8 protein-coding genes are annotated in these 17,201 nt (G+C 40.6%); all 8 read left to right on the top strand.

The window, feature by feature from the left end; translation table 11 throughout:
• Positions 1 to 49: 49 nt before the first annotated feature.
• The 8 genes from WG989_RS18065 to WG989_RS18030 all read left to right on the top strand — a co-directional run bounded on the left by WG989_RS18065 (position 50) and on the right by WG989_RS18030 (position 17,180).
• Positions 50 to 3,022, top strand: coding sequence for a DUF6298 domain-containing protein (locus WG989_RS18065; protein WP_340431452.1), 2,973 nt, complete (start codon positions 50 to 52; stop codon positions 3,020 to 3,022).
• Positions 3,023 to 3,025: 3 nt separating this feature from the next.
• The gene (locus WG989_RS18060) at positions 3,026 to 4,432 is read left to right on the top strand and encodes a glycoside hydrolase family 140 protein (protein ID WP_340431451.1); all 1,407 of its coding nucleotides are present in this window, start codon (positions 3,026 to 3,028) and stop codon (positions 4,430 to 4,432) included.
• Between the two features lie 33 nt (positions 4,433 to 4,465).
• The gene (locus tag WG989_RS18055; RefSeq protein WP_340431450.1) at positions 4,466 to 5,428 is read left to right on the top strand and encodes a glycoside hydrolase family 43 protein; all 963 of its coding nucleotides are present in this window, start codon (positions 4,466 to 4,468) and stop codon (positions 5,426 to 5,428) included.
• 22 nt (positions 5,429 to 5,450) lie between these two features.
• The gene (locus tag WG989_RS18050) at positions 5,451 to 7,262 is read left to right on the top strand and encodes an exo-alpha-sialidase (RefSeq protein WP_340431449.1); all 1,812 of its coding nucleotides are present in this window, start codon (positions 5,451 to 5,453) and stop codon (positions 7,260 to 7,262) included.
• Between the two features lie 85 nt (positions 7,263 to 7,347).
• Positions 7,348 to 8,886 carry an MGH1-like glycoside hydrolase domain-containing protein gene (locus WG989_RS18045; protein WP_340431448.1) on the top strand — a complete coding sequence of 513 codons (1,539 nt, stop codon included), beginning with the start codon at positions 7,348 to 7,350 and terminating at the stop codon, positions 8,884 to 8,886.
• Positions 8,883 to 11,714, top strand: a complete 2,832-nt coding sequence (locus WG989_RS18040; protein WP_340431447.1) for a glycoside hydrolase family 2 protein — start codon at positions 8,883 to 8,885, stop codon at positions 11,712 to 11,714. Before WG989_RS18045 ends, WG989_RS18040 begins: the two co-directional genes overlap by 4 nt.
• A gap of 2 nt (positions 11,715 to 11,716) precedes the next feature.
• Positions 11,717 to 15,508 (top strand): family 78 glycoside hydrolase catalytic domain, encoded by a 3,792-nt coding sequence (locus tag WG989_RS18035; protein ID WP_340431446.1) that lies wholly within the window; start codon positions 11,717 to 11,719, stop codon positions 15,506 to 15,508.
• Positions 15,509 to 15,623: 115 nt separating this feature from the next.
• Positions 15,624 to 17,180: a sodium:solute symporter family protein gene (locus WG989_RS18030; RefSeq protein ID WP_340431445.1), complete on the top strand. Its 1,557-nt coding sequence runs from the start codon at positions 15,624 to 15,626 to the stop codon at positions 17,178 to 17,180.
• The last annotated feature ends 21 nt before the right edge of the window (positions 17,181 to 17,201 follow it).

Here is a 17,201-nt window from a genome sequence, read left to right as displayed (position 1 = left end):
AATGACTCAACAGTAACTTTAGAGTGTATTTAAAATCAACCGGCAAACAGTGAATAAAAAAGTCGCATACAAAATTCTATTTCTATTCTGCTTATTTATACAACAGGCTTTACTTGCGCAAAAGCAGGTAAAGCCTGTTCCTCCTTTATATAGTGAGAAAGGAAAATTGATCTACACGGCAGATGCGCAGGGGAATCGCATTCCTGATTTTTCTTATTGTGGTTACAAAGCATCTGAACAATCAATACCCGATGTTGATGTGAAAGTTGTGGTACCTGTGAAAGCAGGTGATGCAACACTTCGCATTCAATCGGCTTTGGATTATGTGGCTTCACTGCCTGCAGACGCAAAAGGTTTTCGTGGAACAGTGTTATTACAAAAAGGAACTTATGAAGTGTTGGGACAGTTACGTATTGCTGCATCAGGTGTGGTATTGCGTGGAAGCGGCATCAATGCAACAACCATTGTTGGTGCAGGAACAGGGCGGTTAGCATTGATCAAGATCGTTGGAAAGAATACGATTTCAAAAGAACTCACCGGCTTAAAAATTACCGATCCGTTTGTGCCGGTAAACGCTATGAGTTTTCATGTTGATCAGATAAATTTTAAAGATCACTCAAATAAAATTATTATCCGTCGTCCTTCAACAGCCAACTGGATCAACTTGTTAGGTACTGATCATTTTGGTGGAGGTATTACTGCATTGGGTTGGAAACCCGGTGACAGAGACTTGTATTTTGATCGCACTATTACAAAGATCGAAGGCAATACAGTTTACATTGATGCACCACTTACAACTGCGTTCGATACAACTTATGGTGGAGCAACAATGTATTTCTATAACAATGATGGCCGTATTAATAATTGCGGCATTGAAAATATCAAGTTGATTTCCACTTTCGATAAAACAAATCCAAAAGATGAAGATCATCGCTGGAATGCTATCAATATTGAAAATGCAGAAGACTGCTGGGTACGTCAAATAACCTTTCAGCATTTTGCCGGAAGTGCAGTGAGTGTATTGGAAACTTCCAAGCGTGTTACTGTTGAAGACTGTATTTCGCTGGCACCAGTTTCTGAAATCGGCGGTCAACGTCGTTATACGTTTTTAACAACCGGTCAGCAAACTTTGTTTCAACGTTGTTATGCTGAAAATGGTTACCATGATTTTGCTGTTGGTTTTTGCGCACCAGGTCCCAATGCATTTGTACAATGCGAATCAATGTTGTCTTATAGTTTCAGCGGAACAATTGACAGCTGGGCAAGCGGCGTTTTGTTTGATGTGGTGAATGTAGATGGCAACGCATTGCGTTTTGGTAATCGTTGGCAGGATGCAAATGGCGCAGGGTGGAGCGCTGCCAATAGTTTATTCTGGAACTGTAGTGCAGCACGCATCGATTGTTACAAACCACCAACTGCACAAAACTGGGCATTCGGCAGCTGGAGCCAGTTTGCAGGCGATGGCTACTGGAACGAATCGAATAATACCATCAGTCCAAGAAGTTTGTACTATGCACAGTTGCATGAACGACTGAATAAAAATATTGATCAGCAAGGGCAGATCATGGATGTGCCAACAGAAGCAAGCAGCAGTCCATCGGTTGAAGTAGCACAGGCACTTACAAAAGAAGCAGCAAAGCCGAGATTACAATTGAAAGAATTCATTGCACAGGCATCAGGTCGCAATAAAATCCCTGTTGATGCAGGAAGCAGTAAAACAATTGATCAGATCGGAATTAAGAAACCAATTGTTCCAACACTTGCGCCTTCATTACAAATCAAGAACGGTGTATTAGTTAGAGGAGATGAACTCATCACAGGTAAACGTTCAAATGTGCAATGGTGGAATGGAGGTGTACAGGGTCGAGATATTCAACAGTCCAAATGGCATATCACCCGTTTTGTTCCCGGTCGTTCTGGAAAAGGTTTAACGGATGATTTGAACGAAGTAGTGAGTGAAATGAAAATTTCAAAGACTATTGCGATTGAACACAACTATGGTTTGTGGTACGATAGAAGAAGAGACGATCATCAACGTGTCCGCAGAATGGATGGCGAAGTATGGCCGCCGTTTTATGAATTGCCTTATGCAAGAAGTGGAAAAGAAACAGCATGGGATGGATTGAGTAAATATGATTTAACGAAGTTCAATTTGTTTTACTGGAGTCGATTAAAACAGTTTGCTGATCTCGCTGATCAGAATGGATTGTTACTGGTACATCAGAATTATTTTCAGCACAACATTATTGAAGCAGGCGCACACTATGCCGATTTCCCATGGCGCACTGCAAACAATATCAACAACACGGGATTTGTTGAACCGGTAAATTATGCTGGTGACAAACGTATTTTTTATGCGGAGCAGTTTTATGATATCTCCAATCCAGTGCGCAGAGAATTGCATAAAAAGTATATCCGTCAATGCCTGAATAATTTCAAGGATAATAACGGAGTTATACAATTGATTGGTGAAGAATTTACAGGCCCAACACATTTTGTAAAGTTCTGGCTCGATGTAATTCGTGAATGGGAGAAAGAAACAGGCAAGCATCCGATCGTTGGATTGAGTGTAACAAAAGATATACAGGATTCTATTTTAAATATACCTGCTTATGCTTCCGTTGTTGATTTGATTGATATCCGTTACTGGCATTACCAGACCGACGGTACAGCTTATGCACCAAAAGGCGGTGAGAACTTGGCCCCACGTCAGCATGCACGTTTACTGAAACCAAAGAAAACAAGCTTTGAGCAAGTGTATCGTGCAGTGAAAGAATACCGCACAAAATATCCAACAAAAGCAGTGATCTATAGTGGTGATAATTATCCTGAATTCGGTATGGCGGCATTCATGGCAGGCGGAAGTTTGCCTGTAATGTCTGAAAACATTGACGCAGCAATTTTAAAAGCTGCTGTTGGAATGAAACCTGTTGCATCAGCCAATGCGAGTGAGTATGTATTAAGCGACGGGAAGAACAGTATTATTTATAACACAGTTACAAGAAAACTCGAAAGACGATAATAGATGAAGAATAGATTAACGATAGTGTTTGTATTGCTTTCATTGTTTGCAAATGCGCAGGTACAACAGTTGAAAGTATCTGCCAACAAACGGTTTTTTCAAACAGCAGATGGAAAACCATTTTTCTGGATAGGTGATACCGGTTGGTTGTTATTTGTAAAGTGCAGCCGTGAAGATGCGATTAAATATCTCGAAACAAGAAAGCAGCAAGGCTTTAATGTAGTGCAGGTAATGGTGTTGCATGACATGAACAATACAAAGAATGTTTATGGTGATTATGCGTTGATCAATGAAGATGCAGCGAAGCCGAATGTTACTCCCGGAAATAATTTTGCCGATACTACTGCTTACGATTATTGGGATCATGTGGATTTTATTGTGAACGAAGCTGCGAAACGTGGTATTTATATGGCGATGGTTCCTGTTTGGGGCAGCAATGTAAAAGGAGGAAAAGTAAATGCACAGCAGGGTGAAGCGTATGCAAAGTTTTTAGCAAATCGTTATAAAAACAAAACAAACATTATCTGGCTTAATGGTGGTGATGTTAAGGGAACAGAAGGAATGGATGTGTGGAAAGTGATTGGTCCCACATTAAAGAAATACGATCCGAAACATTTAGTGACGTATCATCCACGTGGCAGAACATCTTCAAGCGATTGGTTTCATAACGAATCATGGCTTGATTTTAATATGTTCCAAAGCGGGCACAAAGATTATGCGCAGGATACCAGCAGCAACGAAACAAATCATTACGGCGAAGACAACTGGAAGTTCATTGCTGTTGATTACAACTTAAAACCGGTGAAGCCAACATTGGATGGAGAACCTTCATACGAGAATATTCCACATGGTTTGCACGACAGTTTACAGCCCCGCTGGACGGATGCAGATATTCGCCGCTATGCATACTGGAGTGTGTTTGCAGGTGGTGCAGGTTTTACCTATGGTGAAAATGCAACTATGCAGTTTAATAAAATGGGCGATTGGACAGCCAACTATGGTGTCACCATGAACTGGAAGCAGGCGTTGTTATCTCCGGGTGCAACACAAATGGTTCATTTGAAAAAACTTATGTTGAGTAAATCGTATTTCGATCGTGTGCCTGCGCAGGAATTAGTGGTTGACTGTGGCGAACGTTACAATCGTGTTGCTGCAACAAGGGGGACAAACTATGCAATGTTTTATGTGTACAACGGAAGCTCATTTACGATTGATGCAACGAAGCTGAAGTTTGCTGCATCAAAAGCAAACTGGTTCAATCCGGCTAACGGTAAACAACAACCGGTTGTGGGATATAAAAAAGGTACAACCACTTTTGATCCTCCCGGTGAACAGAAAGACGGAAACGATTGGGTATTAATTCTTGAGGCCTCCCCAAACCACTCCAAAGGAGGGACTTTAAAACCCTAAGCCATAAACAAGTCGATAGATAATAAGATGATGATGTGGAAGAACTTTAAGTTGGTGTTTGCAAGAGTGTGCCGCTCTTTTCCCTCCGGGGAAAGAGTAGGAGTATGGGGCTTTGTTTTATTGTTATTCCTTTCTTCCTGTTCAAGAAAAGCATACCTGTTCACATCCTTTCATGAACCTGCCGACGCAGGTTTGCGGATGTTGTACAGTTATGATGGAAAAAACTGGACGGATCTTGATACAGTTCTTTTACAACCGAAAGTGGGTAATCAGAAAGTGATGCGTGACCCAAGCATGGTGCAAGGGCCCGATGGTACTTTTCATTTGGTATGGACAAGCAGTTGGCGTGGTGATCTTGGTTTTGGATATGCTTCATCAAGAGATTTATTCAACTGGAGTGAACAGCAATTTATTCCGGTAATGAAGAATGAACCAACAACCGTGAATGTGTGGGCGCCTGAATTGTTTTACGATGACGAAGCAAAGCAATACATCATTATCTGGGCAAGTTGTATCCCAGGCAGGTTTGAGAGAGGGATTGAAGAAGACAGTAACAATCATCGCATGTATGTTACTACAACGCCTGATTTTAAAACATTCAGTGATACAAAATTATTTATCGATCCGAAATTCAGCGTTATTGATGCGGTAATTGTAAAACGGAAGAAAGATGATTATGTGTTGGTATTGAAAGATAATACAAGACCTGAACGGAATATTAAAGTGGCATTTGGCACATCGCCACTTGGTCCTTGGACGAATATTTCAAAACCCTTCTCGGATAATTTCACCGAAGGTCCTTCGGTGGTGAAGCTGAAAGATGAATGGCTGATCTATTTTGATTCGTATCGGAAGAAAATATATGAAGCGGTTGCAACAAAAGACTTTGTAAAGTTTGAAAATGTGACAACAAAAGTAAAAGTGCCGGAGGGGCATAAACATGGAACGATTGTTCCGGTGAAGAAAAAAGTGATTAAGAGATTATTGAAAACCTGACAGCGGTTGAATATTTATAAAAATGAAAAGAATTACTTCAATATTATTATTGATCTGTGCGAATGTAACGGCGCAAGATACAGTTCGCTACACTGGTACAACCTTATCAAACGTTGATTATCATCACGGACAATTATCACCTGCAGTTGGTGTGCATAATATTCAAACCATGCGTGCCAATCGTTCAGACACAGGTGCTGCATCATGGACATACAACCATGCGCCTATGCTGGCATATTGGAACAACACTTTCTATTTGGAATATTTAAGCGATCCTGTTGGTGAACATATTCCACCAGGACAAACACTATTGCAAAGTTCAAAAGATGGCTACAACTGGACTTATCCTGTTGTTATTTTCCCACCATATAAAATACCGGATGGTTTTGTAAAAGAAGGCAAGACAGATACAGCAAAGAATAGCTATGCAGTTATGCATCAGCGATTTGGTTTTTATACATCAAAATCAAAACGATTATTTGCATTGGCGTTTTATGGAATTGCATTGGGACAAAAAGATGATCCAAATGATGGGAATGGTATTGGTCGTGTAATCAGGGAAATAAAAGCTGATGGTTCATTCGGCCCCATTCACTTTTTGAGATATAATCATTCCTTCAGTGAAAAGAATACATCGTATCCATTTTATAAATCATCAAAAGACAAAGGTTTTGTTGCAGTTTGTGATGAAATTCTAAATACTCCATTGTTGATGATGCAAACCGTAGAAGAAGGCGATCGCAACGATCCGTTGATTCCTTTGCAAAAAGATTTTAAAGCATTCAACTATTATCATTTACCAAATGGCAATATAGTGGGACTTTGGAAGTCTGCATTAACAAGCATTTCAAAAGACGAAGGGAAGACCTGGCAATACAACCCAACAAGGGCGCCGGGTTTTGTCAATTCCAATGCGAAGATATGGGGACAGAAAACCAGCGATGGGAAATATGCAACAGTGTACAACCCTTCTGAATTTCGCTGGCCTTTGGCCGTTAGTGTAAGTGATGATGGATTGAAGTATAAAAATCTTCTGTTGGTGAATGGTGAGATCACTTCCATGCGCTATGGGGGTGCTTATAAAAGTTATGGGCCGCAGTATGTACGTGGCATACAGGAAATGGATGGCAAACCTGCTGATAATAACATGTGGGTGACCTACAGCATGAACAAAGAAGATATGTGGGTGAGTCGTGTTCCTGTTCCTGTAAAAAATAAAGTATCATCACATGTGAATGATGTATTCAACAATATGTCTGCAGGAAAAGAACTGAATGAATGGAATATTTATAGTCCGCTTTGGTGCAGGGTGAATGTGGAGACTATCAATAATCAAAAAGTTGTTGCCTTGCACGATAGCGATCCGTTTGACTATGCAAAAGCAGAACGTATTTTTCCTGAATCAAAAAATCTAACAGTTGAGTTTACTGTAAGTGCACAACAAACAAACACCGGTAATCTTGAAATTGAATTGCTCGATAAAAAAGGAACAGCTACACTTCGTTTAATGCTCGATTCTACCGGAAGTATTTTAACCAAACAAGGTTATCGAAACAAGAGTCTGGGTAAATACAATGCAGGCGAACAGCTCAATATCAAAATCGAACTGAATACGACAACCCGTTTCTATACAGTAACGATTAACAACGGTAAACCTAATCTGAATCTTTTTTTCCAGCCGGTTGAGTCTGTTGATCGGTTATCGTTCCGTACAGGAGCTGTGCGTCGCTTCCCCAATGCAGATACACCAACCGACCAGGATTATGATTTGCCGGGAGCTGATGCAAAAGCGAAGGAAGCAGTTTATTTTATTCATAGCGTAAAAACAAAATAGTCTGAACCGGGATTTACAGGATTTAAGGATGAAGAAGATGAAATGCATGTCGCCAAATAACTTAAATACAAGCAGAAACATTGATGTGAAAAGAAAATTCTTTGTATTTCTCTGTGTCTCTGTGTCTCTGTGGTTCAATTCATCCGCACAACTGAAGCCACTTGTCCTCAAACAGGATCAGTTCAAACACTACGTTGATTATTTCAACAAAATGGAGGAACCGAATATTGAGCAGGCCATCCCCAATGCAAAAAGCTGGGAATGGATGAAGAAGAATATTCCTTTGTTTGAATGTCCGCAACAGAATTTTGAAGAGATCTTTTATTACCGTTGGTGGACCTTACGTAAGCACATCAAGAAAACAGAAAAAGGATTTGTGTTTACGGAGTTCCTGATCCAACGCAGTTATGCTGATAAATACAATCTCATCTCCAGTGGACTTGGTCATCATATTTACGAAAGTCGCTGGCTGCACGATAAAACCTACATGGATAACAACCTGCATGTGTGGTACCGTGGCAACGAGGGTAAGCCCTTAAAGAAACTACGTTTTTATAGCGGATGGAATGAAGATGCGATTTACAATCGATATCTCGTAAACGGCGATATGAAGTTTATACTTGATCTGTTGCCTGATCTGCAAATCAATTATGCAGCTTGGGAAACCGAACGGAAAAGAGCAGATGGTTTATTCTGGCAGTATGATGTGCGTGATGCAATGGAAGAAACTATCAGCGGCGGCAGAACAGAAAAAAATTCACGGCCTTCCATCAACGGCTATATGTTTGGCAATGCCAAAGCCATTGCAGCAATGGCAGCGATGAAAGGCGATGCAGACGTTACAGCTTTGTATAACCGTAAAGCCGATTCGGTAAAGCAACTTACCCAAACCAAACTTTGGAACAGCAAACATGCTTTCTTTGAAGTGTTAAAAGAGAAAGGCGATACAGCAGCGAATGTAAAAGAAGAGATTGGTTTTATTCCCTGGTATTTCAATATGCCCGATAATACGTACAACGTTGCATGGAGAAGTTTGATGGACACAAGAACATTCTGTGCACCATTCGGTATTACAACTGCCGATCGCAGTCATCCGGAGTTCCGTACACATGGTTGTTGTAAATGTGAGTGGGATGGTGCGGTATGGCCATTCGCAACAGCACAAACATTAACAGGCATGGCGAACCTGCTGAATAATTACAAACAGGATTATGTAGCCGATAGTAATTACTTCAGTTTGTTGAATACTTATGTTGAATCGCAATACTATCGTGGCCGCCCATACATTGGTGAATATCTTGATGAGAAAACCGGTTACTGGTTGAAGGGTGATGAAGAACGCAGCCGTTATTATAATCATTCAACGTTTAATGATCTCATCATTAGCGGACTTGTTGGTCTGCGCCCAAGAGCTGATAATACTATTGAAGTAAATCCTTTGCTGCCCGTTAATAAATGGAATTGGTTCTGTCTTGACAATGTGTTGTACCACGGCAAGATCGTTACGATTATTTGGGATAAAGACGGATTGAAATACAAAAAAGGAAAAGGATTAACTGTGTGGGTGAATGGAAAGAAAGTGGCTTCATCGCTGAAGCTGGAAAAAATTACAGGAAAACTATGATTGGTTTATTTGCCACAAAGACAGAAAGACAGAAAGCAGCACAAAGTAAATTCTTTGCGCATCTCTGTGCTCTTTGTATCTCCGTGGTTCTCTTCTTCCCTTTGTTTTCTTCTGCTCAAACAACAGAAAAAGTCTACCTCTCCGGAACAGGGAGCGATCAAACCGTGCAATGGGATTTCTTTTGCACCGGTGGAATGAATGCCAACAAGTGGACAAAGATTGCTGTGCCCAGTTGCTGGGAATTGCAGGGCTTTGGCAAATACGATTATGGTTTCGCAAAAGACAGTGTACGTGGAAAGGAAAAAGGTTTGTACAAACATCGGTTCAATGTGCCTGCCAACTGGAAAGGTAAAGTCATCAACATTGTATTTGAAGGAGTGATGACCGATGCAGAGGTAAAAGTAAATGGTAAGTCTGTCGGTGAGGTGCATCAAGGTGCTTTCTATGCATTCAAATATGATATCAGTAAATTGCTCAATTACGGAAAAGAAAATCTGCTTGAGGTAACAGTTGCCAAACATTCATCCAATCAATCGGTGAATGAAGCAGAACGAAAAGCAGACTTCTGGATATTTGGCGGCATCTTTCGGCCGGTATGGTTGGAAGTAATGCCGATTTTCCATATCAGTCAAGTTTTAATTGATGCAAAAGCTGATGGGAGATTTTATGCTAATCTAAAGACTAAAACATATGGAAGAGCAAATTCTTTTACAGTTGAATTGCTTGACAAGAACGCTAAAACTATAGTAAAACAAAATTTGGCTATAGGTGATTATACTGACATATATGGTGTTGAAATTTTTTGTAAGGATATCTTGCAATGGAGTCCTGAATTTCCAAATTTATATACGGCAGTATTTACTCTCTATCAAGATGAAAAACCACTTCATACAGTCTCTCAAAAATTCGGTTTCCGCACAGTAGAAGTAAAACAACGAGATGGTATTTATGTCAATGGTGTGAAAGTAAAAATGAAAGGTGTGAACCGTCATGCTTTTCGTCCAGAAACTGGAAGAACCACTAGCAAGCAGATCAGTATTGAAGATGTATTGCTTATGAAAGAAATGAACATGAATGCAGTGCGGATGAGTCATTATCCGCCAGATGATCATTTCTTAGATGTGTGTGATTCCCTTGGTTTGTTTGTAATGGATGAACTCGCAGGATGGCATGGCAATTATGATGAACCGACAGGGAAAAAGTTGCTAAAAGAGATGATCGATCATGACGTCAATCATCCTTCCATCATCTTCTGGGCAAATGGAAATGAAGGCGGTCACAATCTTGCACTCGATAAATACTTTACGGAGTTTGATTTTCAACATCGTCCTGTAGTGCATCCCTGGCAATTGTTTGGCGGCTTTGATACGCAGCATTACCGTGAATATAACTACGGCATTGGTAATTATGAGAACGGGAAAGAGATCGTGATGCCAACAGAATTTTTACACGGACAGTTTGATGGTGGTCATGGCGCAGGCATTGAAGACTATTGGGAAAAGATGTGGCACAACCCGTTAAGTGCGGGTGGTTTTCTTTGGGACTTTGCAGACAATGCAGTTGTACGAAAAGACAAGAACGATTCTTTGGATACTGATAAGCATCGTGCAGCAGATGGTATTGTTGGTCCGCATCACGAAAAAGAAGCAAGCTTTTATACCATTAAAGAAGTGTGGAGCCCGGTGTTTTTTGAACGCAGAGAAATTGCTGAAAGTTTTGATGGAAAGCTCAACATTGAGAATCGTTATCACTTCACCAATACAAACGAATGCAGTGTCAGCTGGAAGCTGAAACGCTTTGATATCACCACTTCAAAAGAAACAGAAGGCAAAGCAACAGCACCCGATATTCCACCCGGCGCAAAAGGCTTTGTACAAATTCCCTTGCCAACCGATTGGAAAAATTATGATGTGCTGTATGTAACAGTCAAAGACCGTTACCAAAAAGAATTGTTAACCTGGAGTTTCCCGATCAGCAGCCCTGCAACAACAGGAGCAAGAATGATCGTAAAAGAAGGCAACAATATCATCAATACTTCAGACGCAGATTCGTTGCTGACTGTTTCGGTAAAAGATGTAACGGTTGTGCTGAATAAAAATAATGGCTTGCTTGTTTCGGTGAAGAATGCAAAAGGAGCCTTGCCATTTAACAATGGCCCGGTATTGCAGGAAGGCGTGAATAATTTCAAATCATTTAAACAATATAAAGATGGAAACAATCTTGTGTTGGAATCAACTTTCAATCAGAAGGAAAGTTACAACACACTCAAGTGGACGATCTATCCGTCAGGGTGGGTGCAGATGCAGGTGAGTTATTTTCCTGCTGCCTATTTCACCAATTTCGCTGGTATCAATTTTTCATTCCCTGAAAAAGAAATTCAGTCAGTCACTTATATGGGCGATGGTCCATATCGTGTCTGGAAGAACCGTCTGAAAGGAAATCAATTTGGTGTGTGGAGTAAAACCTATAATAATACCGAAACTGGAGAATCGCCTTGGATCTATCCGGAGTTCAAAGGTTATCATTCCAATTTCTATGGTGGTTATTTCTTCAACAAAACAAATCGCTTTACAGTTGTAACCGAAAACGAAGGACTGTTCCTGCGACTGTTTACACCTGCATGGAAAACCGATCAGTGGCATAATTATGAACCATTGTTTCCAACTGGTGACATTTCGTTTATGAATGGCATCAGCAGCATCGGCAGTAAAACACAACGCAACGAAACAACAGGCCCGATGGGCAGCAAGAATATTTTTTACGATTACGAAAAAGATCCGTCGAGGGCTTTGCATATCAATTTATACTTTAACTTCTCTGCACAGTGAAAATGAAACGCATATTAACGATACTTGTTCTGATTATTTCTATTCAGCAATTAACTGCACAGGTAACAGTGAGTAATCTCCGTTGCGAAATGCTGCTGAATCCGCAAGGCATTGATGTAAAGCAACCAAGATTAAGCTGGCAGTTGCAAAGCAACCAACGCAATGTTGTGCAAACGAGCTATCAGATATTGGTAAGCAGTTCTGCACAAAACCTGCAACTGAATAAAGGCGATGTATGGAATTCCGGTAGCATCAACAGCAATCAATCACTGCATGTGCAATACAATGGAGCAGCGTTGCAGGCAGAAAAAAAATATTTCTGGAAAGTAATTGTACAAACCAATAAAGGACAGGCGCAGTCAACACAAACGGCGTTCTTCTCAACAGGGTTAGCTAAAGAACAATGGACTGCCAAATGGATCGGCTATGATAAAGGTTCTGCATGGGATAGTATTACACAATGGAGCAGATTAAGCGCAAGATATCTGCGTAAAGAATTTACAAGCAAGCCTGCAGTAAAACGTGCAACTGTTTATATCTCCGGCTTAGGTATGTATGAATTATATATCAATGGTAAAAAGATTGGCGACCAGGTGCTGGCACCAAACCCTACTGATTATCGCAAGACTTATTTCTACAACACATATGATGTAACGTCACAGATCAAAGCAGGAAATAATGCAATTGCTACTGTATTAGGCAATGGTCGTTTTTTCACTATGCGTCAGAATTATAAAACACAAAAGCATAACACCTTCGGTTTTCCCAAATTGTTATTGCAACTGGAAATTGAATATGCAGATGGAACAAAGAAAACGGTGGTGAGTGATGAAAGCTGGAAATTAAATGTGGATGGCCCGATCCGCACCAACAACGAATACGACGGTGAAGAATATGATGCAACAAAAGAATTCAATGGCTGGGCGAATGCAGGCTTTAACGACAGTAAATGGATGCAGCCTGAATTAGTAGAAGCGCCAGCAGGAAAGATGGTAGCGCAAATGAGTGAGCCAATGAAAGTAATGAAAACCATCAAGCCTGTTTCTATTAAAAAAACTGCCAGCGGAAAATATATCCTTGATATGGGACAGAATTTCGCAGGATGGATCAAACTGCAAAACATCAACGGTAAAAAAGGAGAGAAGGTCACACTACGTTTTGCTGAGAGTTTACAATCAAATGGAGAAGTGTTTGTCGCCAACCTAAGAGATGCAAAGGTGACGAATATTTATACGTTGAAAGGAATAGCCAATGAAAGCTGGCAACCTTCTTTTGTGTACAATGGTTTCCGCTATGTGGAAGTATCAACATTTCCCGGTATACCAACCATTAACCAGTTTGAAGGAAACTTAGTGTATGATGCAATTGAAACAACTGGATCATTTCAAACGGCGAACGCAACACTCAACCGCATTTATCAAAATGCATGGTGGGGCATTGCATCGAATTATAAAGGCATGCCGGTTGATTGTCCGCAACGCAACGAACGTCAACCTTGGTTAGGCGATCGTACAGTTGGTTCGCAGGGCGAAAGTTATGTGTTCAATAATGCAACACTGTATGCAAAGTGGATGCAGGATATTGAAGACAGTCAAACAGAAGAAGGAAGCATTCCCGATGTAGCACCTGCATTCTGGAATTATTACAGCGATGATGTGACATGGCCTGCTGCATATTTCTTTGTCACTAATAATTTGTACAACCAGTTTGGTGATGTTACGCCGATTCAAAAGCATTATCCATCGATGAAGAAATGGATGATGTACATGAAAGCGAAATACATGAAAGATTATATTGTTACCCGTGATAAATATGGTGATTGGTGTGTGCCACCTGAAAGCCTGAATCTCATTCATGCAAAAGATACCAATCGTTTAACGGATGGCAAGTTGATTGCAACGGCTTACTATTACAAGTTGCTTTCATACATGCAGCGTTTTGCCAATATCACTAACAACAAAGAAGACGCAACGTATTATGGTTTGTTAAGCGATAGCATCCGCAATGCATTTCAACAAACATTCTACAATCCGAAATTGAAACAATACAGCAACAATACGGTTACTGCTAATTTGTTGCCGTTGTATTTTGGTATTTGTCCAGATTCGCTACGCACAGCAGTGTTTGAAAAGATCAGGATCAAAACGCATGTAGAAAATCATGGACATATCAGTACCGGTTTAATTGGTTCACAGTGGATCATGCGTGGTTTAACGGAGTATGGTTATCCTGATCTTGCTTACATCATGGCATCAAATAAAACCTATCCCAGCTGGGGTTATATGGCAGAGAATGGTGCAACCACTATCTGGGAATTGTGGAATGGTAACACAGCCGATCCCAATATGAACAGCCAGAATCATGTAATGTTGTTGGGAGATCTGCTAACCTGGTTCTATGAAAATCTTGCAGGCATCAGAACAAACAAAACAGATGTGGCATTCAAGAAGATCATCATGAAACCAACCAATCCTGCAGGTTTGGATTTTGTAAAAGCATCGTACAATAGTTTTCATGGATTGATCAAAAGCGAATGGAATAACTCAGTAGACAAATTTGAATGGAAGATCAGTATACCGGCCAATACATCAGCAACGGTTTATATTCCAGCAAACAGTATGGAAGAAATTACTGAAAGTGGATTGTCGATTACAAACAGCAAAGACATTAAATTCATTAAAGAAGATGAAGGATCAATTATACTTGAAGTAGCATCCGGCAACTACACATTTATCCGCAATAAGAAATTCAGAAAAGGAATAGTAAAAGATGAATTCATTTTCGATCGTGCAAGTTTTCCTGAAAGTCATGCTGCAACAATTGCAGAAACACCGGAAGGTTTAATTGCTTCCTGGTTTGGCGGTACAAAAGAAGGCTACAAAGATGTGTGCATCTGGACAAGTCATTTCAAGAACGGCCAATGGACAGCACCTGCAAAAGTTGCTGACGGTGTAATGAATGATACATTGCGCTATCCTACTTACAATCCTGTTTTGTTTTATGCACCAAATGGTGAACTGTTGTTATTTTATAAAATAGGACCTAATGTAGCAGGCTGGACGGGCTGGATGAAACGCAGCAAAGACAATGGTCACACATGGAGCGAAAGGGAAGCCTTGCCTGAAGGTTTTCTTGGCCCCATCAAAAACAAACCTGAATTGATCAACGGTGTGTTGTTTTGCCCGAGCAGTACAGAAAAAACGGGTTGGAAAGCACATATTGAATTCACAAAAGATTTTGGAAAAACATGGACGAAGACCGAAGCCATCAATGATCCTAAAATATTACAAGCTATTCAGCCAAGTATTTTAAAGTATGCTGATGGCCGTTTACAGATTCTTTGTCGCAGCAGAAACACAACATTGAATGAAAGTTGGAGCAGCGATGGTGGTAAAACATGGAGTGAAATGAAGGCATCAGCATTGCCAAATAATAATTCAGGTACAGATGCCGTAACATTGAAAGATGGAAGACAGTTGTTGGTGTACAATCATAATTTGCCAAATGCATCATGGGTAAATGGAAAAGGTCCACGTACGCCATTGAACGTTGCCATCAGCAAAGATGGTAAAGTGTGGAGTGCCGCATTGATATTGGAAGATTCACCCATCAGTCAATATTCGTATCCATCGGTGATACAAACAAAAGATGGAATGGTGCATATTGTTTATACATGGAGAAGAGAAAAGATCAAACATGTAGTGGTTGATCCGAGTAAACTGGAGTTAAAAGAAATTGTAAATAAGCAATGGCCGGGAGCGAAAGAGACTGTAGGAAAAACAACGGATGATTAAAGAATGAGTGATGAGTAATGAATGATGAGTAGGATTGCAGTAAGTTGAAGAGTGCGACGCAACCGCAGATGATAGTAGCAATGCTGATGGCTACATAAAAATATTATTCCAGACGATGCACAATTTGCCATTTATTGATCTTGCGGTGATTGCCGTATACATGCTTGCCATGATCGGCATCGGCATGTATTTTTCACGCAAGAATAAAAACAGCGATCAGTTTACCAAAGCATCCGGAAAAATTCCTGGCTGGGCGATCGGTCTTTCCATCTACGCCACATTTTTAAGCAGCAATACTTTTTTAGGCGTACCAGGCAAAGCATTCGGCAGTAACTGGAATGCATTTGTGTTCAGTATTTCTATGCCATTGGCAGCATGGCTCGCATCAAAATATTTTGTACCGTTCTATCGCAACACCGGAGAAATATCAGCGTACACACATCTGGAAAAACGTTTCGGCCCATGGGCAAGAACCTATACCGTGATTTGTTTTTTGCTCACGCAGTTTGCAAGAATGGGCTCTATCTTTTTTGGTATTGCATTAAGTCTGCAGGCACTCACAGGTTTCAGCATGCAATCGATCATGATCGTGATGGGCATCTGTATTATTATTTACACAGTGCTTGGTGGTATTGAAGCGGTGATCTGGACAGAAGTAGCACAAGGCATCATTAAAACATTGGGTGCGTTGTTGATCTTGTTTTTGGTGGTGAAAGAAATTCCCGGTGGTTTCTCAACGATCATTGATGTAGCAACAACTGATCATAAAACAAGTCTTGGCAGCTTCTCACCCAACTTTACTGAATCAACTTTTTGGGTAGTGTTGTTTTATGGCTTCTTCATCAACCTGAATAATTTCGGGATGGATCAGAATTATATTCAACGTTATCACACTGCCCAAACATCAATGCAGGCGAGTAAATCAGTTTGGCTTTGTGTATGGATCTATGTACCTGCTTCGTTTTTATTTTTTGTGATCGGCACAGCCTTGTATGCATTTTATCAAACACAACCGGGATTGATCGATCCGGTGAAATTGCAGGTAGCGGCTGAACGTTTAGGTGTAGCTGCAACATCAGCAGAAGTAAAACAACTCGCTGCATCTTTAACCGCCGCTGATTATGGTGACAAGGTATTGCCGTTTTTTATGGTGAATAATATTCCAACAGGTTTGGTTGGTTTAATTGTGTCTGCTTTATTATCAGCCGCTATGAGTACCATTAGCAGTAATATGAATGCATCAGCAACTGTATTCACCGTTGATATTTATCAGAAATATATTAAGCCTGATATTACGGATAAACGAAAGTTGTACTTACTACATGTGTCAACAATCGCTTTCGGTGTGGTTGGTTTGTGTACAGGTTTGGCAATGATCGGCGCAAAAAGTCTCCTCGATATCTGGTGGGAGCTGAGCGGCATTTTCGCAGGCGGTATGCTGGGTTTGTTTTTGTTGGGACTTATCAGCCGTCAGGCAAAAAACGCTGCAGCAATAACGGCCGTTATCATTGGTATTATTGTTATCTTATGGATGACGTTCTCCGGCAGATTGGAAGGAGAGTATGCATTTCTCCGCAATCCGTTACATAAAAACATGATCATTGTGGTGGGAACGCTGAGCATTTTCCTTACAGGTTTGCTCATAGCCAAACTCCGACCCTCGAAACAGTAAAATTGTACAGCAGAATAGTTA

This window comes from Lacibacter sp. H407 (assembly GCF_037892605.1).
GTDB lineage: Bacteria > Bacteroidota > Bacteroidia > Chitinophagales > Chitinophagaceae > Lacibacter.
This window is presented reverse-complemented; position numbering and strand designations above follow the sequence as displayed.